This is a genomic window from Gloeocapsa sp. PCC 7428, from assembly GCF_000317555.1.
GTDB lineage: Bacteria > Cyanobacteriota > Cyanobacteriia > Cyanobacteriales > Chroococcidiopsidaceae > Chroogloeocystis.
The window spans coordinates 4,711,920-4,732,981 of record NC_019745.1 but is presented as its reverse complement, the minus strand read 5'-3'; the positions used below and the strand labels follow the sequence as shown (position 1 = coordinate 4,732,981).

Sequence of the window (21,062 nt, the reverse complement as noted above, 5' to 3'; positions counted from 1 at the left end):
GAATTAATAGCTTAAACTACAGCTATTATTCAAATAATGCTTGGATGAAACATCATCCAGCAGAGGAGAAATTACTATGAATAGTATCATCAAATCGATGTCACTGGTTGTGACAACTAGTCTTGTTGTTTCGCCAATGTTATTAGCATCACCAGCGCACGCAGGACTTTTAATTACAACGCATCCAGGCACCGAATGCGTTGAGTTAAGCGATACAACTCCAGAGATTATTTACTCTGGTGGCAATGCTTACAATACTGCTGCTGGAGCCAATACTTTTGTATGTCCTGTATTTAATACTTACCTTTCGGTAGCAGATACTTTTAACTATGTTGATCGTGCATATTGGTGGGTAGCTGTTGATGATAGAAATCCAAATGCTAATATTTCCTGCTATGTCAGATCTTGCAGTGCTGATGGAACTTCATGTAATAATAGCGTCGTTAGGAACTCAAGTGGTACAGGTATTTCCACCCTAAGTACAGTCGGCTCAATTTTTGATATTGGTTCGTATGAAAACTATGCTTACTTGCAATGTTCTATTCCAGGTCAATCGGGTGGATTAAGATCTGGCATTAGGAGTTATACAATTTATAAATTTGATTGAGACTTTTTGAGAAGAAAATATTTAGATTGTCTGCTTTGGGCTAAAGATCTATCATCCTTTATTCATTAACATCCATAAAAGATTGGTACTCGAAAGAAAAATAACTAAAGGGTGACTAACAGTCCAGGCAGACATTCGTTAAGCAGCTTGTTATGTCTGCATTGCTTAATAAAATAGCATTTACTTTTGGTAATCATCTCTCATTTTCCCAGGCACGTAATACAAGTTGTCATTTTCGTTAGCTGGCACAGTGTACTAAGAACTACAAAACTGTTGGAAAACAAAATGTATTTTGATGAGAACGCTGCTGGAAAGTTTGGGGTATAAAAAATGAGAGTTCGCCACCACTGGATGGTTGATAATAGTCTCAATAGTGTAGCAAAAGCTGTTCAGATTAAAAGTACAATTGCTTGGTATTTTGGAATTAGCTGATTACTAACAATAGCGATCGCTTTCTTAACAGGGGATTATGAGTCAGCGAGTGCCAGAGAATCAAGGGCGTTACCTGTGAAAGCGGTTGTTGTCACTTTATTTGAAAACTAGCAAAATTATAAAGCCCTAGCATAACACCAGGGCTTTGGTTGTACATATTGAGTTCAGTATAGAGTTTAGAGAAGCAAGGCGATTATAACGCCTATACATATATCGGTCTAACAAGGGAGAATTATGCAATGAGTTATGTAATTATTCAGAATATTTTCAGGTAAAATTGAGATTCTCTAGTTGCTTCCCTGGAGGTGCGCTTGCTACTCAAAATAACTTAAGAGTTTGCCTCACCCACAAATCAGAATAATGCTGAAATGTTCAGAACATAACTTTTAACTCTGATCTCCAGATTGCTGAATCAATAAACCTCCTGCATGAATCACAGACGCCCTCCGACTTCCTTCATGGCTATCCAAGCAAAGTGTACCTTCGTACACTAAAACAAGATTTTTACGGGTAAGACCATTTCACCCAATAAAAACTACAAATCATTTCTCCTCTGCCCCTCTGCTTCCTCTTTAACTAGTGCCTCAGGTTCGATTGGTTTGGTAAGATGTCGCTGAAAACCAGCTTGCAACGCTTGTTATTGGTCAAACTCAGCGGTATACGCTGTCAGTGCGATCGCCCAAACAAATGGGTAAGGCAGTTTCTGATACGGTTATCAGCGTACAAACCGCAGTCAATGCAGGGATAATTGGTGCGATCGTTGCCTCTACAACTTCAACCTCCTCGAATTCATAGAATCGCAGTCCAAGGAACATAACAAGACTTATTCAGTACGATACATGTCGATAGGAGAGGATTGATTATCAGGAGTGAGAATTGCTGGATCGACGGTTTGGGATAAGCAGCGATCGTAAATTCGACGGTAGTAGGGTAAAAAAGTTTGTACCGTTGCTTCAGAGGCTTGGATTGCAGGTAAAATCTGATGATGTACTTTGCAGATTGCTTCAATTAAAGCTTGCTCGTTAACTTGAGTTAGCTTACCGTCGCGCATAACAGCAACGCCATCGACGACAACTAAATCAACAGCAGCACCTGTTTCTGCATACACGAGTTGCCGTAATGGATGATTCAACGGTACAAAAGATAGCGCATCGAGTCGGTAGCCGACAAAATCAGCTTTGTAGCCAGGGGCAATTTTTCCAAGTTGCTCAACGCCAAAGGCTTTAGCCCCACCTATTGTTGCAAACTCAAAGACTTCTTCGGCAGAAATCCAGTGTTCTGGAGCAATTGTCGGTGATTTGTTGAGCATCGCTGCCGCCTGTACAACAGAAAGCATATTCAGACTATCTCGCGATCCACAGCCATCACTCGCAAGCGCAATGTTGACTCCTGCGGCTTGAATTGCCCGCACCGCCATTCTACCGCTACCAAGTTTGAGGTTAGATAGTGGATTGTAAATAACACTCGCTCCCGATTCAGCAATAAGTTCTACATCATGCGGTGTCAGCCAAACACAATGTTGCAAAGCAACGCGATCGCTTAAAAAACCCAAATCGGCTAAATACTCGGTCATCGAACGCTGGTAAAATAATTGACCTGTAACCGCTTGTAAACGCGTTTCGAGTAAATGCAGCATTACAGGCAGATTGTATGCTTTTGCGAGTTTCTCAAGCTCAACCAGGAAAGATTTACTACAACGCTGCGGTGCTGAGGGTGCAACGATATATCCGACGCGATGTTGATTTGGGTGGCGCGTTTGTGCGAGATGTTGTGCAATAGTTAAGAGGCGATCGCGATCGGGTAATGCTTGGCGATCGAGTTGTTCGCGCAGATGAACTGGCATTTCTTCATCAAAGAAAGGTACTGCACGGTAAAACGGTAAATCGTAAAGGCTCACGCTCACTAATGCACGTAATCCAATATCTTCATAAGCTTGAAAAACCGCATCAATACACTCCATAGAAAAATGGGGAGCATGATTGACATCATCAACAACAAACGTTGCCCCTGTGCGAATCGCTTCGATCGCGCCGATCATCGTGCGCAGATATACTTGCTCTGGCGTTAGCGGTGGCGGTGCAACTGGCGGGCGGACAAAGTGCATCCACAACTCAAGCGGTAAGTTGTCAAATCGTCCTTTATGAAAATGTTCGTGCGAATGAAAGTGTCCATTAATCCACCCAGGAGTTACCAATAGCCCTGTTGCATCAATGACGGTATAGCCTGGAGGAATCGCTAAATTCGCAGCAACTGCGACAATTGTCCCCTTATCAATCAAAATATCTGTATGCGATCGCGCCAAGGCATCCCCTGATGCTAGCACCAAAGCATTTTTGACGAGCAACTTATCCGTTTTTGCCGAAATGCTCATTTGTTAAACCACAACTTCACGGTTGAAGCGTTCAATCCATGTTGGCAAGTTTTTACTAATTGTTTGCCAATCGAGAGGAATAAGCTTATCAACAACCGCCTCGGTTGTATTACCTAGTCTTTCGGCAATGAAACCGGAAATTTGAGCTTTGCTATTCGTTGGTACAAAATAATAAGGTGCTGAAGCCATTTGTGTTTGCACCTCAGGGCTAATTGCGGCATCAATATATGCAGCAGCGAGTTCGCGCTCTCTGGGATTCCTGACAACGTGCATTGATGGGCTAATCAGTAATGCGCCTTCTTGCGGCACAACCCAATCGACTGGAGTTCCTGCGGCTGTGAGCGGAGCCATATTATTTAAATAATGCGGGGCGATATCAATTTCACCTTGTTGAAACAAAACCGAAAGCGCACCAGGATTAGACGCAACCGCTGCGACGTTGGGTAAAATTTCACGAATTGCCTCAAAAGCAGGTTCAATATTGTTTTCACCACCGCCGCGCATCCGCGCAAGTTGTACCATAAAAGCCGTTCCCACCGTACTTTGCATACTCACAAGCCCAAGACGACCTGCATATTCTGGCTTCCATAAATCTTCCCACGATGTCGGTGGTGTGGAAATGCGTTCAGTATTATAACCAATACCAATTGCTTGAACAGCTATAGTAGGTCCCCATTGATCCGCTTTTGTTTGATACTGCGGTAACAGATCTTGAAAGTTTTCACTGAGGTCAACGGGAAACGGTTGTAAAATTTGCTCTACTGGAGCATTGCGAAATGGTCCTTCATCTAAAAGCGTCACATCATACGGAGGGCTATTGGCTGATGCTGTGAGTTGTGCAACTTGGTCAATCGCTAATTGTGGTACTAAGTTAACTGTAGCTCCGATTTTTTGGGCAAAGTAAGGCACTAAAATCGTGCGATGTGCTTCTTCCCAACTTCCGGTAAAAGTTGCGGCAACAAGTCTACCACCATTGCCTTGCGATGCTTCATTCCCACCACAACCTTTGAGCAGTAAGCTTGTTCCTGCAAAAAGTCCAGCCCCCAAAAAAGCGCGACGCGACATCCGGATTAAATCAGACATAAGTCGTTTGCTGAGCGATTCAAAGTAAGCATGAAGATACAGCTTGGCAGCAGGAAAGTTAGTAATGATTTGTTCAGAGTCAATTTGCGATCGCAACGGTTGACATTCACACTTCGTTATTGCTGTACGCTGCACGCAATTTGTTTATCGCTCAATAACGCTGAAAATTTTGTTATCTGTGATACATCATGCTTTTTTGTATACAGTATCCTAGTCAATCATTAGTTTAATATCTCTTTTAAACGTCCACAAAATCAGCACAAAGTAAGATGTCGAATTATTGCAAATTATATTGCGACGCTGATATAAACCCTACTTAAGTACAAACACATGGAATCGGTGAAGCATATTGACTTAGTTACCAGCCCTGTTCCAGTTCGAGCTAGCGAAGATTACTCTGGTCATAGCTTAGCGCTTGAGGAGATCGTGCATCGTTTTGGAGACATGGTGGCGCTGCAAGATATTCATCTGAATATTCAACCAGGTGAATTTGTCTCGCTGCTTGGTCCAAGTGGTTGCGGTAAAACAACGCTACTGCGAATTATCTCTGGCTTTCTCAAACCAACTTCTGGCAGAATTCTGATCGATGGTCAATCGGTAGGCGCACTTTCACCCAAGCAGCGGGGTGTAGGAATTGTCTTTCAAAACTACGCCTTGTTTCCCCACATGACGGTTTGGGACAACGTGGCGTATGGATTGCGTGCTAACCGAGTGCCGCGTGGTAGAGTTGCTAATAAAGTTGGCGAGATGCTCGAACTTGTGCAACTAAGTCATCTTGCCAAGCGTTATCCGAGTGAATTATCTGGCGGACAACAACAGCGAGTTGCGATCGCGCGTGCTTTAGCCGTAGAACCGAAACTCATGCTTTTAGATGAGCCTTTCAGCGCGTTAGATAAAAATCTGCGCCTCGATATGCAAATTGAAATTCGCCGCCTATTAAGCGAACAAGGAATTACAGCGATTCTAGTGACTCACGACCAAGAAGAAGCAATGAGTATGTCGGATCGCATTGCAGTCATGTCGCAGGGAACAATTCATCAATTCGATACTCCAAGTCAAATCTACGACCAACCTGCCACACTGTTTGTTAGCACCTTTGTTGGTACGTGTAACCTTCTACCAGGTAAACTTGTCGAACGCGATACTTTAGATTGCCTAGTAGAAGTTCCAGGCGGCGGAAAACTACGAGTTGCAAATCACGATACATTGCAATCGCATAACGATGTCTTGCTTGCTGTTCGACCGGAAAACTTGCGGATTCAAACGCAACCTACTACGCATTCTCTACCAACCATTGTAGAAATGTGTTTACCTTTAGGGGCTGTGATGGCGTACGAAGTGCAAATCGCACCGAACACGAAAGTTAAGGTGACACAACCGCGCCTTCCAGGATCGCGTCCGCTGCAACAAGGACAGCAAATTTATCTGGAACTTGCATCGCCGCAAGCTTGTGCATTGTTTCCCGCAGTAAGTTGAGCGGAATGACATATTCTCAGTAACTAACGATCGCCTGGTTATTCAACCGAATTAAATATATGAATCATCGCATGAAGCGCCGCACATTTCTAGGCGCAAGTTTTATGACAGGTATGGCGATGACAGGATTAGGCTCGTGTAGCGCTCAATCACAGGGAAGCAGTGATTCATCGCCCGCAGGAAGTTTAGTCGCCGCAACTTATCCTGGTAACTGGGAAGATGCCCACCGGAGTATTTTAGTAACACCTTTTAAGAAAGCAAGAGGAGCCGACGTGACGTTAGTTCCTCTTTTAGCCGTCGATCAGGTTGCGCGTTTGCAAGCATCAGCAATAAATCCGCCGTTTGATACCGCAATGCTCGATCCAGATCCGTTAATTACTGCACCTAAACAAGACATTCTACAACCGTTTCCTGCAAATTTAAGTCAGTACTTTGCAGACGTTCTACCACGCTATCAAGGGACAGATACTGGCAACTGGGAACCAATTGTCGGACTACAGTTTGTGGGAATTGCCTATAACCCAAAGAAAATTACAACTCCACCAGCTTCGTGGAAAGACTTGTGGTTGTCACAGTATCGAGGTCGTGTTGGAATTCCCAATATGAATAGTAGCCTGGGGACAGGTTGGATGGTCGAGATTGCCAAAATGAATGGCGGAAGTGAAACAAATATTGAACCAGCCTTTCAAGCGGTGCAAGAGTTGTTACCCAATTTAGCCGCCGTCGCCGCCAATCCAGGTGCTTTATCAACGCTGTTTCAGCAAGGGGAAGTTGATATTGCGCCGCACAATCTTAGCAGCATTGCCGTATTGCAAGATAAAGGCGTTGATGTGGAATGGGTGATTCCTCGCGAAGGAAGTTATGCGTTTGGTGCGTCGATGCACGTTGTGAAAAATCCCACATCAAGCGTGGAATTGGCAACCGCTTATATTGATACGGCTTTGAGTACCGAAGTGCAAACTGCGATGGCACAAGCGCCGTACTATGTTGCTCCAGTCAACAAAAATGCGCCACTTCAGGGTGTGCTTGCTGAAAAGATTGCTACCGATTTTGACGAGTACGAAAAGTTTATCTATCAAGATTGGGCAACGATCTCTCAACAGCGATCGCAATGGATTGAGCGTTTTAACCGAGAAATCACGGTATGAAAACTATGCTGAACCGCCGAATGCTCGTCATGAGTCGTCGAGCCATGCTAGGAACAAGTTTATTTGCAGGGACAAGTCTCGTTCTGAAAGCTTGTGGTGGAACAACGGCAACGAGTGACAGTAATACAGGTGGGAGAATTATTGCTACGTGCTTCGCGGGTAGCTGGGAACAGTTTTATCGCAATGTTCTGATTCCGGCTTTCACCAAAGCGCATGGAGGCGAGGTTAGCTTAGTGCCAATGGTGTCGCTAGAGCAAGTCGCGCAACTCACTGCATCGCCTAATAATCCGCCGTTTGATATTGTTTTACTTGATGAAGGACCGTTTAATGCTGCCCCACAAGAGCAGTTATTTGTCAAGCCTGATGTTAATTTAATTCAAAATTACGCCGATGTCTTACCAGAGTTGCAAAATCCTGCTGGTTGGGCACCAACAACAGGCGTTCAAGTTATGGGTATTGCCTATAATCCTAAAACAGTGGCAACGCCGCCGACGTCTTGGGAAGATCTGTGGGATTCCAAGTATCGCAATCGCGTATCGATGCAAGGAATGCAAACGACTCAAGGAACTTCTTTGATGGTACAAATTGCGAAAATGCGCGGCGGAGATGAAACAAATATTGAGCCAGCGTTTGCCGCACTTCAAGATTTAAAACCAAATTTAACAGGAATTGCTGCAAATGCAGGAGCTTTAGCGACACTTTTTCAGCAAGAGGAAATTGATTTAGCACCACACGATTTGAATAATGTTGTGGCGCTGCGATCGCGTGGTGTCAATGTTGATTGGGTAATGCCTCAAGAAGGCGGAATCGCCTTGCGTCCCGCGCAGCAGATCGTCAGAAATACAAGTGTCGATCCAGAACTAGCGGCGGCGTTTATTGATACTGCGCTGAGTGTTGACGTGCAAACTGCGATGGCATCGGAGCCTTATTACTTTTTACCTTCTAATCGCAATGTTGTCTTATCAGGTGTGTTGGCACAAAAGCTAGGGAATAACTCAGAAGAAGTTTTAGATAAATTGGTACTCCTTGATTGGAACGCCATTAATAAACAGCGTACGGCTTGGATTGAGCGGTTTGATCGCGAAGTGCAAGTTTGACGTGAAGATAGCCTAGCGACTCCTGTCGCGGCTGAAAAACCCTGTCCACCTACGTGGACTCACCAACTCAGCGTTGTATAAACCGATAAAAGTAAAGTTCGTCTATGCATACTAACAACAATAATTAAATACTCTAATCTCCCCTGCTTCCTCTGCTCCCCTGCTTCTTTCTCTGTTTCTATTTACTAAAAACACCATGTCTCACGTACTAACCACTAAAATGACTCGCCGCACTGTGCTTGGTGCAGGACTTTTTATTGGTTCTAGTTTGATATTAAAGGGCTGTCAAAATGCGTCAAATTCGGTATCAAGTACAAGCGAATTAATTGTGACAACCTATGGTGGTTCCTGGGAAGAAGGGCATCGTCGCGAACTTGCAAGTTCATTTACAAAAGCGCATAACGTTAACGTGCGAGTGATTTCCGAACCAGGTTTAGAAGCCGTTGCCAAAGTGATTGCAGCGCGTCAGCAACCGCCGTATGACGTCATTTTAATTCCTGAAGGACCAATGTTTATGGCAAATGCCGAAGGCGTTCTGCAAGAATTTCCGCAAGCGACGAGTCAAAATTATGCCAATATTTTGCCGCAGTATCGCAATCAAGCATTAGCGCCGATGGTAGCGTCGCAAGTTTTGGGAATTGCTTATAATCCCGAACGAATTAAAAATCCACCGCGATCGCTATTAGAACTATGGAATTCAGAGTATCGCGATCGCGTCGGGATTCCTTCGTTAGAAAGCGGGTTGGGAACGACGTTTTTTGTCGAACTGGCGCGGTTAGAGGGAGGAAGTGAAAATGATGCGGAAGGTGCATTTCGCAAGTTAGCGCAACTTCGTCCGAATCTGGCTGCGGTTGCTCCCAATCCTGGAAGTTTAGCAACACTTTTACAACAGGGTGAAATCGATATCGCGCCGCATTGGTTCGACTATATTAGCGGCATTCGCGGCAAAGGAGCCAGTGTTGAGTGGGTTGCTCCTACCGAAGAACTAGCTTCATCGAGTTCCTCCTTGCAAATTGTCAAAAACTCAGGCGCGACAGAACTTGCAGCAGCTTACATTGATACAGCACTTTCGTTAGAAGTGCAAAGTGCGGTGGCGCAGCCACCTTATAACTTTGTTCCCACGCACCAAGACGCGCCGATTCCAGAAGAACTCGCGCAAAAGCTGGGGAAAAGTCCGAGCGATCGCTTAGATGAAGTAGTTTTTATTCCAGATTGGCAAGCGATTAACCCTAATCGTTCAGCTTGGATTGAGCGTTTTGATCGAGAGGTAAAAATTTAACATGACCGCGAAGTTATTTGCCCCGCGAGAATGGCAGCTAGCACTACCACTCGCTATTTTCTTACACTTATTCTACGTTGCGCCTTTAGCTGTTTTGCTGGCATCAAGCTTTCAAACAGCACCTGATGTCCCTAGCTTTACTTTGGCGCAGTACTGGCAATTCTTCCAAGATGCTGTAAATCGTAAAGTTCTACTCGATACGTTTTGGTTAGGAGTGCAAGTCACACTGAGTTGCTTATTGTTTGGCTATCCTGTCGCGTATATTTATGCGAATGCACCCGCAAAGTGGAAGGGACTTTTGACATTTTTGATTCTGTTACCGCTGCTTACAAGTTCGGTGGTACGGACTTTCGGCTGGGTTGTCATTTTAGGAAGACAAGGACTCGTCAATTCGCTGCTGCAAGGTGTGGGGTTTATCGAAGAACCCATTAGGTTACTGTTTACGCATCAAGGAGTCGCGATCGCGATGACGCAAATTCAGCTACCTTTAATGATTTTGCCCATCGTTGCATCGCTAGCACAAATCGATCCGCGACTTGCGGCAGCATCAGCAAGTTTAGGCGGTGGTGCTTGGCGAACATTTTGGAAAATTATCTTTCCGCTGACATTACCTGGAATCATTTCCGGTTGCTTGCTTGTGTTTGCCATTACAGTCAGTTCTTTCGTGACTCCCTCAATTATCGGTGGCGGGCAAATCATGTATATGCCGACGCTGATTTATCAGCAAGGTGTTGTGCTTTTAAACCGCTCGTTTGCGGCAACCATCTCTGCAATTTTACTTGTCATGGTTTTAATCGTTGTCTTTGGACTCAGTAGTTTGGGTCAGAAAAGTCGTGATTACGTTCGCTAGGAGTTAACCTGTGTCAACTACTACAACCGTTCGCACTTCATCAGGTCAGTTTGATAAATTAGACCGCGTATCTTTTAATTGGGTGATGTGGGGCGTTGCGATTTTTAGTCTCATTGTTCTCACAATGCCAACTTTAATTGTCTTAATTGCCTCATTTAGTTCAGCACAAACTTTGCGATTTCCTCCCACAGGTTTTTCATTGCAGTGGTATATCGCGTTGTTCAACTATCCAGAACTATGGTCAGCGGCGATAACCAGTTTTCAAGCAGCGTTGTGGACAACGTTAATTTGTATCGTACTTGGTGTTTGTGCTTCTTTAGCGATGGCAGGAAGTCGCGCCCGCTGGGTAGCCGCAATGGATGCGTTAGTCATGTCTCCTTTGGCGTTACCAGGTATTGCCGTAGGCTTGGGAATTCTAACTTATTTCAGTTTACTGGGAATCAGACTTTCCTTGATCACGCTTGTGATTAGTCACGTTGTCATTTGTATTCCTTACTTACTGCGCACAACACTCGCAAGTTTAATTCAACTGGGAACATCGTTGCGCGAAGCTTCAACTGTACTAGGTGCAAGTCCTGTGTTTACCTTCTTTCACGTCACGCTACCACTGATTAAACAAGGGGTGATTACAGGCGCATTTATGTCATTTTTGACTTCGTTTGACAATATCACAGTTTCGTTGTTTTTATCTGATGCGCGTACCGAAGTTTTACCAATTCGGATGTGGTCAATGATTGAGAATGATTTGGATGTCCGCGCCGCAGCAATTTCAGGAATTTTAATTGTGATCACGGCGTTGTTGATGGTGTTGATGGAGCGTGTTTCGGGTTTATCTAAGTTCTTGGTTAAGTCTTAGTTGTGCAGAAGTTAGGCAAAATGAACCATATTGGCGTAGCTTTCCCGCAGGGTAGACGCAGAGGACACCAAGGAAGAAGAGTTCTTGTGTAAGGTTGCTTGTAAGTCTAACTCGTCATTATTTATTCTCCCCTGCTCCCCTGCTCCTCTGCTGCCCTTATGTACCAACCTTAAAGCAAAACGGAACTCATGGCTGGTGGAATTTCAATTCATGTTGTTGATGTCACGCGGGGATTACCTGCTGCTGGAATGAAAGTAGAAATTTTTAAAGTTGGCGGCGAGAAGATTGCAGCAGGTGTGTTATCGCACCAAGGCTTGTTGGATCATTCTGTGGTTCGTGGTGAGAATGTTGAACTTGGTAACTACAAAGTTGTCTTTCATATTGGTCAGTTCTACTGTCAACTTGGTTACGCTTTACCTGAAGAATTTCCTTTTTTATATGTTGTTCCGTTTCGCTTTGGCGTTAGTGATGTCGAGCAACATTATCATCTTCCACTTAAGGTTTCACCTTGGGGTTTTTCGCTGTTTCGCGGCGGATAGTTAACGTCGTTTTTTGTAGGTTATTTAGATTAAACATATGTCAAAGTTGTTTGCTCATCAGTTTTCACGTCGTACAGTCCTTGGCACTGCTATGTTTGCAGGCGCAAGTTGGCTGCTTAAAAGTTGTGCATCGGCTCCTGATACAGCCACAAATACATCGTCATCACCGCAAGGTGGCGGGCAGTTTATAACAGCAGCGTTTCCTGGAACAACTGAAACGCTGACTCGCGAAAAAATAGTCCCTGAGTTTACTGAAGCTACAGGTACGCAAACAAGTATTGTGCCATTATTAGCTTTTGAGCAAGTTGCGCGTCTCAAAGCATCTGCAACGAATCCACCGTTTGATGTGGTATTGCTGGATGATGGACAAACAAATATTGCCATTAGCGAAGGTTTGATTCAAAAATTTCCCGCAGATGCGAGTGAGAATATCAAAAATATTGAGCCTTCGCTTCTGAGTACGGAAGGTTTTGCGCCCATTTTTTATGCGCAGGGAGTTGTGCTAGCTTACAACACAGAAAGAATCCAAACTCCACCAACTTCTTGGGAAGCTTTGTCGAATAGCAATCTTGCTGGTAGTGCTGGTTTGGTGAGTATGAATAGCGTACTCGGAACCAGCTTTATGGTTGAACTAGCACGCACGCAGGGAGGCGGTGAATCAAATATTGAACCTGCGTTTGCTATGCTCAAAGAAATTTTACCGAATGTGAATGGTGTTGCTGCAAATCCTGGTGCATTGTTGACGTTGTTTCAACAAGGAGAAGTTGATATCGCTCCAATGTGGCATAACGATGCTGCGTATTTAAAAACTCGTGGCATCCCAATTCAGTGGACAGTTCCTGAATCTGGACTTGTTGGGGCGCGTTACAGCATGAACGTTGTTAGCAATCCGCGATCGGGTTTAGATGTAGCGGTTTCGTATATTGATACAGCACTCTCTGACGAAGTGCAGTCGTATCTTTCGAGTAGTCCATATTTCTATATTCCGGCGAATAGAAATGTACAGTTAGCACCTGAGATTGCCCAACAGCTACAAGCAAATACGCTAAGTGAGTTTATGCAAAGGGTAAGTATTTTAGATTGGAAAACAATTAATACGCAGCGATCGGCGTGGATTGAGCGCTTTAATCGAGAGGTACAGGCATAATGCTTTCGTTTGTGCCTGAAGAAATGGAGCCTCGCGCTCCTTATCATTTACTCACGAGCATTGTTGCACCGCGTCCGATCGCATGGGTGTCCACAATGAGTCAAGATGGTAAGCCGAATCTTGCCCCTTATTCGTTTTTCAATGCGGTTGCGGGTTTTCCCCCAACAATCATGTTCTCGGTTTCGTATCGCCAAACGAAAGAACCCAAGGAAAAAGATACGTTGCGCAATGTACGCGAAGTTAAGGAGTTTGTTTGTCATATTGTTGATGAGACAATGGCAAACGCGATGATTGAAACCGCTGTTGATTTACCTTATGGGGTGAATGAATTTGAAGTTGCGCAACTCGCCACTGTTCCAGCAACTGATGTGCAGCCGTTGCGGATTGCTGATGCTGCGGTGGCGATGGAGTGTCAAGTCACGCAGATTGTTGCTGTGGAAGGCGCTACTAATGTTATGGTGTTAGGTCGTGTTTTACGCTTTCACGTACGCGAAGACTTGTATCGTCCTGAAATGGGATTAGTCGATACTGTCCGCATGAAGCCAATTACGCGGTTGGGCGGTGCGGTGGAATATACCAAGATTGGTGAGTTGTTTTTCTTGGGGAATCACGGATGAGCGGCGAATCGCACAAAGACCACCTTCGTGGTCTAATTCTTGAAATAGCAATGAAGTGTGCCTGCGCACACTTTGTTTGTATAGCCTCAGACTTTAGTCTGTAGGCTGCATTAATTCATGTATAAACGAGTTTATCTTGCTACCAAAATGATTGTTAATATGAATCAATATGACAGATTACCTAACTGCTCAAACTATTGTTGAACAGATGCAGCAGGGTGATGCTGTCAGAGTTCTTGAGGCGTGTTTGGCGCGGATTCGCGAGCGAGAACCTGAGTTTAATGTGAATTTGATTGATGATTGGATAACTGAAGTTGTATAGGACATTGTAGGCGCTCAGAGTCATTGACCTAAAGAGCTTTTAACCCTGACTCCCGACCTCTGATTCCTGACCTCTACTATAATTGCTTTTATAAGCTTTATGTGGGGCAGATTTTACCCAGCGAATAATCGTATTATGATTAACGCCCGTCATGCGCTCAATTTCGCGAAATCCTATGCCGTTATTGTGTAAAACTATGCACTTCTCGCGAATTTCTGCTGAGTAGCGAGATGATTCATAAGTAGCAAGAAACTGCCGTCCGCACTGCTTACAAATATAACCTTGCTTACCCATACGCCGTCCGTTACGGCTTACCTCAAAAGACAAACACCGAGGGCATTGTAGCGCTTCTTGCTGCGGAATCATTTCTGCTGACAATGTTGTTAAATGCGATCGCTCAAATATTTCTATAATTCGCTGCTGGCTTGCGGTGAGATGATGCGTAATATATTTTACGGCGGCTGGTACATCATGATGGGCGATCGCTTCATACACTTGTCGATGTTCGCTGTGGATATTTGTAATGTCAGGTTCGGCTTGTAATGTTTGAGTTCTCAAAAGTCGGGTATGATTTGATAGATGATCCAACAGCGGCACTAACCAAGGATTATCTGAACTTTCGGCAATTAAACGATGAAAGTCAAAATTAAGATCGAGTAGTTCATCTTGCAATTGCTTGTGTCCTTGCTGCGCTAAGTTCTCAGCTTGGATAAGTGTTTGCTCAATTGCCTTTAACTGTTCAGTGGTAGCGTTTTCGCAGGCTCCTACAACACTTAGCTGTTCTAGCGCAATTCGACAATCGTAGAGTTTAATGGCATCCCGCAACGAAAGCTTAGTAATGCACAATGCCCCATCACTATCCGACGCTAGTAAATTTTCCTGCTGTAAGCGGCGAATCGCTTCGCGTACTGGAGTTCTACTTACTTGAAAGCGCTGTGCAAGTTGACTTTCAATAAGTCGCTCGTCTACAGAAATCTCACCTGATAAAATTGCTGAGCGCAAGGCTAGATATGTCTGTTCGTATAGCGGCTTACTACGTTGTGGTAATTGAGAGGTCAATCTTACATCTCCTGTGTAGCGGACGGTCTTTAGTACTTTTCCTAATTTAACGTCAATATAATTTGTAATTTCTATACAAAGCTTCTCGCCCCCTAAATCCCCCACCTGTAGGGGGACTTTACATTTTAAGCCGCTTGGCAGGGAGAGTAGATAATTACGAATTAATTAAATGTACTTTGCGATACAGTTCTTATCATTATTCTTGTATACAGTGATTTGATAATTTCATGCAACCTTGTGCAAAAATTCAGAGTAAATATTTTCGTAGTAAGTAGGCGGGCATAATTAAACATCACACTTGACATTTATTGGGTAAGGGGTAATAGATACTATTTGACCAATTACCAATTACCAGTTACCAGCCCTTAAGTTATGTTTATTCTTACCCACTTACTTACACTTTAGTTTTTTACTTACTGAGCATCGCATCACTAGTATTGTTTTAGATTTATTGCGAGTCATGCATGGCTAAGCGAGTTCTTTTAGGAATGCTCACTCCTTCTTCTAACACCGTTCTCGAACCGGTAACGAGTGCTATGGTGAGTATGCTGCCTGAAGTCTCGGCACATTTTGGGCGGTTTCGCGTTACAGAGATATCGTTGCGAGAGCAAGCGTTACAGCAGTTTGACAACAAGCCACTCGTTGATACTGCACAACTTTTAGCTGATGCTAAAGTGGATGCGATCGCCTGGAATGGCACATCCGCAGGTTGGCTAGGGTTTGAGGCTGATGTACAACTGTGTCAGCAGATTACAGAAGTGACAAAAATTCCGGCAACAACTTCGGTGTTAGCACTTCTCGAAATTTTGCGATCGCGCCACATCACCAAGTTTGGACTTGTTACACCATACCTTACCGATGTCCAAGAACGCATTATCATCAACTTTGCCGAAGCAGGGTTTCATTGTATTGCTGAGCAACATCTCAATTTATCAGTCAACTTTGATTTTTCAGAAGTTACCGCAGATAAGCTAACGTCGATGATTCGCACTGTAGCGGCGGAACAACCGCAAGCCATTCTGATTTTTTGTACTAATTTGCGGGCTGCGCCGCTAGTGAATGACTTAGAAAAAGAACTTGGTATTCCAATCTACGACACCGTTGCAGCAGCCGTTTGGAAATCACTTTGTATAGCTGGTGTTGATGCTAGCTGCATTGAGGGATGGGGTAGTTTATTCTCGCATTCAGTTGGTAAGTAGGGCATATGACAGAATTTGATTTAGTCATTCGTAATGGCAAGGTAGCGACAGCAGCGGATGTGATGAATTGCGATATTGGCATTCGTCAAGGGCAAATTGTCGCACTTGCAGCAGAACTTCCCAAGGGAACGCAAGAAATTGATGCTACCGATAAACTCGTTTTACCTGGTGGTGTTGACGCGCATTGTCACATGGATCAACCGATGAATGACGGTTCGGTGATGGCAGATGATTTTTATACTGGCACACTCTCAGCATTGTGCGGTGGTACAACAACGGTGATTCCCTTTGCGTGTCAAATGAAAGGAAACTCACTGAAGGCAGCAGTGGAAGATTATCATCAACGCGCTACCGACAAAGCAGTGATTGATTACGCGTTTCACTTGATTGTCACTGATCCTACGCCGCAAGTGTTAGATGAGGAACTCCCCGAACTTATTGGGAAGGGTTATACCTCATTCAAAGTTTACATGACTTATGACGATCTGAAATTGAGCGATCGCGCTTTACTTGATGTCTTAGCTGTGGCGCGACAAGAAGGTGCGTTTGTGATGGTTCACGCAGAAAACAGCGATTGCATCGCCTGGATGGTACAGCGATTAGCACAACTCGGTAAAATCTCTCCACGCTATCATGCCACAGCACGTCCGCAGGTTGTCGAACGCGAAGCAACACATCGGGCGATCGCCTTAGCCGAACTTGTAGACGTACCAATTCTCATTGTCCATGTTTCTGGCGCAGAAGCCGTTGAGCAAATTCAATGGGCGCAAAATCGTGGATTACGCATCTATGCAGAAACTTGCCCGCAATACTTATTTCTGACTGAAGCTGATTTAGATCAACCTGAATTTGAAGGCGCAAAGTGTATTTGTAGTCCCCCGCCACGCGACAAAGCAAATCAGCAGGTGATTTGGGATGGTTTGTGTAACGGTGTCTTTCAAGTCATCTCCTCAGATCACGCACCATTTCGTTATGCCGATCCGCAAGGTAAACAAATTTGTGGCACTCACGGTTCGTTTCAGTACGTTCCTAATGGTATTCCTGGCATTGAAACTCGATTACCATTGCTATTTTCTGAAGGTGTGAATCAAGGACGTATTGATTTAAATACTTTTGTTGCCTTAACTGCAACTAATCCCGCAAAACTTTACGGGTTGTATCCGCAAAAAGGCACGATCGCAATTGGTTCAGATGCAGATTTAGTAATTTGGGATACGCAGCGACAAGTCACAATCGCCAACGAGATGTTGCACCACAACGTAGACTACACGCCTTACGAAGGTATCGCGCTACAAGGTTATCCCGAAATAACCATATCGCGGGGTGAGATAGTTTATCAGCAAGGCGAGGTTTTTGCATTAAAAGGGCGCGGTAAGTTCTTAGCGTGTAGTTTATCCAGTTTCGCCCGCCCCAAACAGGGGCAAGGCAGTGCCTTGCCCGTAGGAGAGAATTGATAATTACGAATTAGTCTAATTCATTTCATGATTCATCAGTTAACAGCCACGGAACTTGCGCAAGCAATTCAAAGTAAGCAGATCCGCGTTGTTGACGCAGTGACTGCGTGTTTTGAACAAATTGAACAACACAACGATCGCCTTCAAGCAATCATAACAACTTGTCGCGATCGCGCCCAAAGAGAAGCAAAGCAAGCTGATGCAGCGATTGAACAAGGGCAATTCAAAATTTTACACGGTGTTCCTTTTACAGCCAAAGATTTGACGCCAACGGCAGGGGTGCGCACAACATTTGGTTCAGTAATTTATCAAGATTATGTTCCCCAACACGATGAACTTTGCATTGCGCGATCGCGATCTAGTGGCGGTATCTTAATCGGTAAAACAAATACACCAGAGTTTGGATTAGGTGCGCATTGTACAAACTCACTTTATGGACCAACGGCTAACCCTTACAACCCCAATTACACTTGTGGTGGATCGAGTGGTGGCGCAGCTGTCGCAGTCGCAACGGGAATGTGTTACCTAGCCCAAGGCACTGATATGGGTGGATCGGTGCGAACTCCGGCAAGCTTTTGTAACATTGTGGGATTGCGTCCCTCGGCTGGGCGGATTCCGCGTCGTCGCAAGATGTTACTGTGGGATTATTTAGATACTGATGGAATTTTAGCGCGCACAGTCGAAGATGCTGCATTGATGCTGGCGGCGATCGCAGGTGAAGACTGGGGCGATCCAATATCGGTAGGTAGTCAATGGAATAGACCAGATTTTTCACCGCAGACGTGCGATCGCTTACCAAACAGCGTACGTGTTGGCTTCAGTGCAAATTTAGGAATTGCCACGATTGATGCTGAAGTTGAAGCAGTTTTTCAACGTGCGATCGCACAAATTACAAGTTTATGTCCTCAGGTAGATGCTGCGCATCCTGATTGTTCAATGGCGCAATTTGCCTTTGAGACGCTGCGGGCTGCAACATTACTACACAAACAAAAGCATCATTACGCGAAGTACGCCGATCTCCTTTCAGAAAGTGTGCGTTGGAATATTGAACGCGGTAAGGGAATTTTAGCAGCCGATCTTTTACAAGCAGAAGCCGAACGCGATCGCCTATATCTTAACTTCTTAAACTTCTTCAAAAAGTACGATATTCTTGCAACCGTCAGCGCCAGTGTTCCTCCATTTCTGCACACGCAACCAGAGATTTTAGAAATCAATCACACTCCATTGCGTAATATTATTGATTACTTGACAATTACCTACACAATCTCATTAACAGGTTTACCTGCTATTTCAATTCCCTGTGGTTGGACAACATCAGGTTTACCTATTGGTATGCAATTAATCGGCAAACCAAGAGGAGAAGCTGAGTTACTTCAATTTGCTTATTTACTACAAGAGAGATTAAACTTTCGCTATCGTTGGCTTTAGTAAAGATACTTATACAATTAATAAGAAAGTGGGTGATAAACGTAACTTAAGGCTGGTAAATGGTCATTGGTAATTGGGAAGAACATCTATCTTCCATTACCTATTACCCAATTAATAGATATTGTTGCAAAGTAATAACTTGTTTTATCTGATACAGTTTTCTTATTAGAAGACTTTTAAGCTAGGAAATAGCTTAGCTTGGCGTGGCTAAAGCTTATAGGTAAAGCGTTGTATAACGCTAGCGCAACAATCCTGATTGAAGCCACCCGTCGAGCTACTATGATGAATTCTACAAAGCAAGCGATCGCTATTAATGACATAAGAAGAAATCATATCTTCCTTCTTCAATTTGTTGTGACCATCAATATTTGAATTGATTCAATTTCTTCTTAAGAAGACTAGCAAAATCTTGAGCTTACTTCAAAAATTGAATTGACAAAAGTCTCATGAACTCATCATTAATTCGTGGCAAATATGTAATTTGCAAAGCGCTAAGTAGAACTGATGTTGAAATTATTGAAGACGGCGCTATTTTTCAACAAAACGGCAAAATTATTGAAGTTGGGAAATACACTGATCTCAGCGAGAAATATCGACCTAATCAAATCATTGGTTCATCCGAAGATATCGTTTTACCTGGGTTAATTAACTGCCATCATCACGTAGGGCTGACGCCATTTCAACTCGGTTCGCCCGACTACCCTTTAGAGTTGTGGTTTGCGAGTCGCCTGGCAGCGCGAAACGTCGATCTCTACCTCGATACACTCTACTCCGCGTTTGAGATGATCGAGTCGGGAGTCACCACTGTACAGCACATTCATGGTTGGCGTCCAGGTCCTGCATCAACGTGGTTAGGAATTGCGGATCAAGTGTTGCAAGCATATCACGACATTGGGATGCGATCGTCTTATTGCTTTGCAGTCCGCGATCAAAATCACTTTGTCTACGAAGCAAACGAGGAATTTGTCAAAAAGCTACCGGCACATATCGCACCAGAAATTGCCGCAATTCTCAAAGTGCAAGAAGTCCCACTACAAGATTACCTCAACTTTTTCGAGCATCTCTGGCAAAAATGGGATCGCAGCGCAAACGGAAGAATTCGCATTCAACTTGCACCAGCTAACTTGCATTGGTGTTCAGACGAAGCTTTAGAGAAATTGCAAACCTACTCTTTAAAGTACGACGTTGGGATGCATATGCATCTACTAGAAACAGCATACCAAAAAGTTTATGCTCAAAAACGCACTGGCAAAACTGCTGTTCGTCACCTGCATGATTTAGGCATTCTCGGATCGCATCTTACACTAGGACACGGCGTTTGGCTCACCGAAGATGATATCGATTTAGTCGCAGAATCAGGCACAATGATTTGCCATAACGCAAGTTCTAACCTGCGGTTGCAAAGTGGAATCGCGCCTTTAAATCATTACGTCAAACGCGGTGTCACCGTAGGTATGGGGTTAGACGAAGCAGGAATCAACGACGATCGCGATATGTTGCAAGAGATGCGCCTCGTCTTAAAATTGCATCGCGTTCCTGGAATGGATGAATTAGTACCAACATCACCGCAAGTCTTCCAAATGGCAACCGAACACGGGGCAAAAACAACCGGATTCGCCCATGAAATCGGCACGATAGAAGCGGGTAAAGCAGCAGATATCGTCATCATGAACTGGCAGCATATTGCCTACCCATATTTAGATCGGGCAATTCCGATATTAGATGCTGTACTCCACCGCAGCCGTACTTCTGGAGTAGAAACAGTCATAGTTGCAGGAGAAGTCATATACAAAGAAGGCAAATTCACCAAAGTCGATAAAGCCGAAGCATTAGAAGAATTAGCAAACTCACTAAAAGTCCCTCTAACTCCCGCCGAAGAACGTCGTTGTGTACTAGCGCAAGAAGTCTTTCCTTATGTCAAACAATTCTACGATGGTTGGCTAGACCACAGCCATTGCAATCCCTTCTACTGTCAAAACGCCCGACATTAGAGTCATAAAGTTTTTCAAGGTTAATACATATAGGGTGCAGAGGAAGCAGAGGAGAAGTTATTTGTAGTTCTTAATTTCATGAAATCATCTTCAGATACTCCACACAA

Annotated in this window: 19 protein-coding genes; 15 read left to right on the top strand and 4 right to left on the bottom strand. The window is 44.2% G+C overall.

Annotation, left to right across the window (positions count from 1 at the left end; genetic code table 11):
- Positions 1–76: 76 nt before the first annotated feature.
- Complete coding sequence (locus GLO7428_RS20825) at positions 77–607, top strand: hypothetical protein (protein ID WP_015190563.1); 531 nt, start codon at positions 77–79, stop codon at positions 605–607.
- Between the two features lie 1,082 nt (positions 608–1,689).
- On the opposite strand, the gene GLO7428_RS28035 is transcribed toward GLO7428_RS20825, so the two are convergent.
- Genes GLO7428_RS28035 through GLO7428_RS20815 form a run of 3 tightly spaced genes read right to left on the bottom strand, consistent with a single transcriptional unit; the run spans position 1,690 to position 4,628 of the window.
- Positions 1,690–1,854 (bottom strand): hypothetical protein, encoded by a 165-nt coding sequence (locus GLO7428_RS28035; protein ID WP_155823822.1) that lies wholly within the window; start codon positions 1,852–1,854, stop codon positions 1,690–1,692.
- Between the two features lie 8 nt (positions 1,855–1,862).
- On the bottom strand, positions 1,863–3,410 hold the full coding sequence (locus GLO7428_RS20820; protein WP_015190562.1) for an amidohydrolase family protein: 1,548 nt from the start codon (positions 3,408–3,410) through the stop codon (positions 1,863–1,865).
- A gap of 3 nt (positions 3,411–3,413) precedes the next feature.
- Positions 3,414–4,628 carry an ABC transporter substrate-binding protein gene (locus tag GLO7428_RS20815; protein WP_015190561.1) on the bottom strand — a complete coding sequence of 405 codons (1,215 nt, stop codon included), beginning with the start codon at positions 4,626–4,628 and terminating at the stop codon, positions 3,414–3,416.
- Positions 4,629–4,823: 195 nt separating this feature from the next.
- Between GLO7428_RS20815 and GLO7428_RS20810 the strand changes: the two genes are divergently transcribed.
- From GLO7428_RS20810 to GLO7428_RS28030, 10 genes are all read left to right on the top strand, one after another.
- Positions 4,824–5,969, top strand: coding sequence for an ABC transporter ATP-binding protein (locus tag GLO7428_RS20810; RefSeq protein WP_015190560.1), 1,146 nt, complete (start codon positions 4,824–4,826; stop codon positions 5,967–5,969).
- Between the two features lie 59 nt (positions 5,970–6,028).
- Complete coding sequence (locus GLO7428_RS20805) at positions 6,029–7,117, top strand: extracellular solute-binding protein (protein WP_015190559.1); 1,089 nt, start codon at positions 6,029–6,031, stop codon at positions 7,115–7,117.
- Positions 7,114–8,214, top strand: coding sequence for an extracellular solute-binding protein (locus tag GLO7428_RS20800; RefSeq protein WP_015190558.1), 1,101 nt, complete (start codon positions 7,114–7,116; stop codon positions 8,212–8,214). The genes GLO7428_RS20805 and GLO7428_RS20800 overlap by 4 nt, the downstream gene beginning before the upstream one ends.
- A gap of 196 nt (positions 8,215–8,410) precedes the next feature.
- The gene (locus GLO7428_RS20795) at positions 8,411–9,493 is read left to right on the top strand and encodes an extracellular solute-binding protein (protein ID WP_081588084.1); all 1,083 of its coding nucleotides are present in this window, start codon (positions 8,411–8,413) and stop codon (positions 9,491–9,493) included.
- 1 nt (position 9,494) lies between these two features.
- Positions 9,495–10,343, top strand: coding sequence for an ABC transporter permease (locus GLO7428_RS20790; RefSeq protein ID WP_015190556.1), 849 nt, complete (start codon positions 9,495–9,497; stop codon positions 10,341–10,343).
- Positions 10,344–10,353: 10 nt separating this feature from the next.
- On the top strand, positions 10,354–11,199 hold the full coding sequence (locus tag GLO7428_RS20785) for an ABC transporter permease (protein ID WP_015190555.1): 846 nt from the start codon (positions 10,354–10,356) through the stop codon (positions 11,197–11,199).
- A 188-nt stretch (positions 11,200–11,387) separates the two neighbouring features.
- Positions 11,388–11,738, top strand: coding sequence for a hydroxyisourate hydrolase (locus GLO7428_RS20780; protein WP_015190554.1), 351 nt, complete (start codon positions 11,388–11,390; stop codon positions 11,736–11,738).
- 37 nt (positions 11,739–11,775) lie between these two features.
- Entirely contained in the window at positions 11,776–12,885 is a 1,110-nt protein-coding gene (locus GLO7428_RS20775; protein WP_015190553.1) for a PotD/PotF family extracellular solute-binding protein, read from the top strand.
- Positions 12,885–13,502, top strand: coding sequence for a flavin reductase family protein (locus GLO7428_RS20770; protein WP_015190552.1), 618 nt, complete (start codon positions 12,885–12,887; stop codon positions 13,500–13,502). Before GLO7428_RS20775 ends, GLO7428_RS20770 begins: the two co-directional genes overlap by 1 nt.
- A 169-nt stretch (positions 13,503–13,671) precedes the next feature.
- Positions 13,672–13,824 (top strand): hypothetical protein, encoded by a 153-nt coding sequence (locus GLO7428_RS28030; protein WP_015190551.1) that lies wholly within the window; start codon positions 13,672–13,674, stop codon positions 13,822–13,824.
- A 39-nt stretch (positions 13,825–13,863) separates the two neighbouring features.
- Here the strand turns inward: GLO7428_RS28030 and GLO7428_RS20765 are convergent, their stop codons facing one another.
- Entirely contained in the window at positions 13,864–14,883 is a 1,020-nt protein-coding gene (locus GLO7428_RS20765) for an FCD domain-containing protein (RefSeq protein WP_071882391.1), read from the bottom strand.
- A gap of 464 nt (positions 14,884–15,347) precedes the next feature.
- Here GLO7428_RS20765 and GLO7428_RS20760 point away from each other — a divergent pair, with 464 nt between their 5' ends.
- The 4 genes from GLO7428_RS20760 (at position 15,348) to GLO7428_RS20745 (ending at position 20,955) form a co-directional block, all read left to right on the top strand.
- On the top strand, positions 15,348–16,082 hold the full coding sequence (locus GLO7428_RS20760; protein ID WP_015190549.1) for an aspartate/glutamate racemase family protein: 735 nt from the start codon (positions 15,348–15,350) through the stop codon (positions 16,080–16,082).
- 5 nt (positions 16,083–16,087) lie between these two features.
- Positions 16,088–17,536, top strand: a complete 1,449-nt coding sequence (hydA, locus tag GLO7428_RS20755) for a dihydropyrimidinase (RefSeq protein ID WP_015190548.1) — start codon at positions 16,088–16,090, stop codon at positions 17,534–17,536.
- A gap of 27 nt (positions 17,537–17,563) precedes the next feature.
- Complete coding sequence (locus GLO7428_RS20750) at positions 17,564–18,964, top strand: amidase (RefSeq protein ID WP_015190547.1); 1,401 nt, start codon at positions 17,564–17,566, stop codon at positions 18,962–18,964.
- A 446-nt stretch (positions 18,965–19,410) separates the two neighbouring features.
- Entirely contained in the window at positions 19,411–20,955 is a 1,545-nt protein-coding gene (locus GLO7428_RS20745; RefSeq protein ID WP_015190546.1) for an amidohydrolase family protein, read from the top strand.
- The last annotated feature ends 107 nt before the right edge of the window (positions 20,956–21,062 follow it).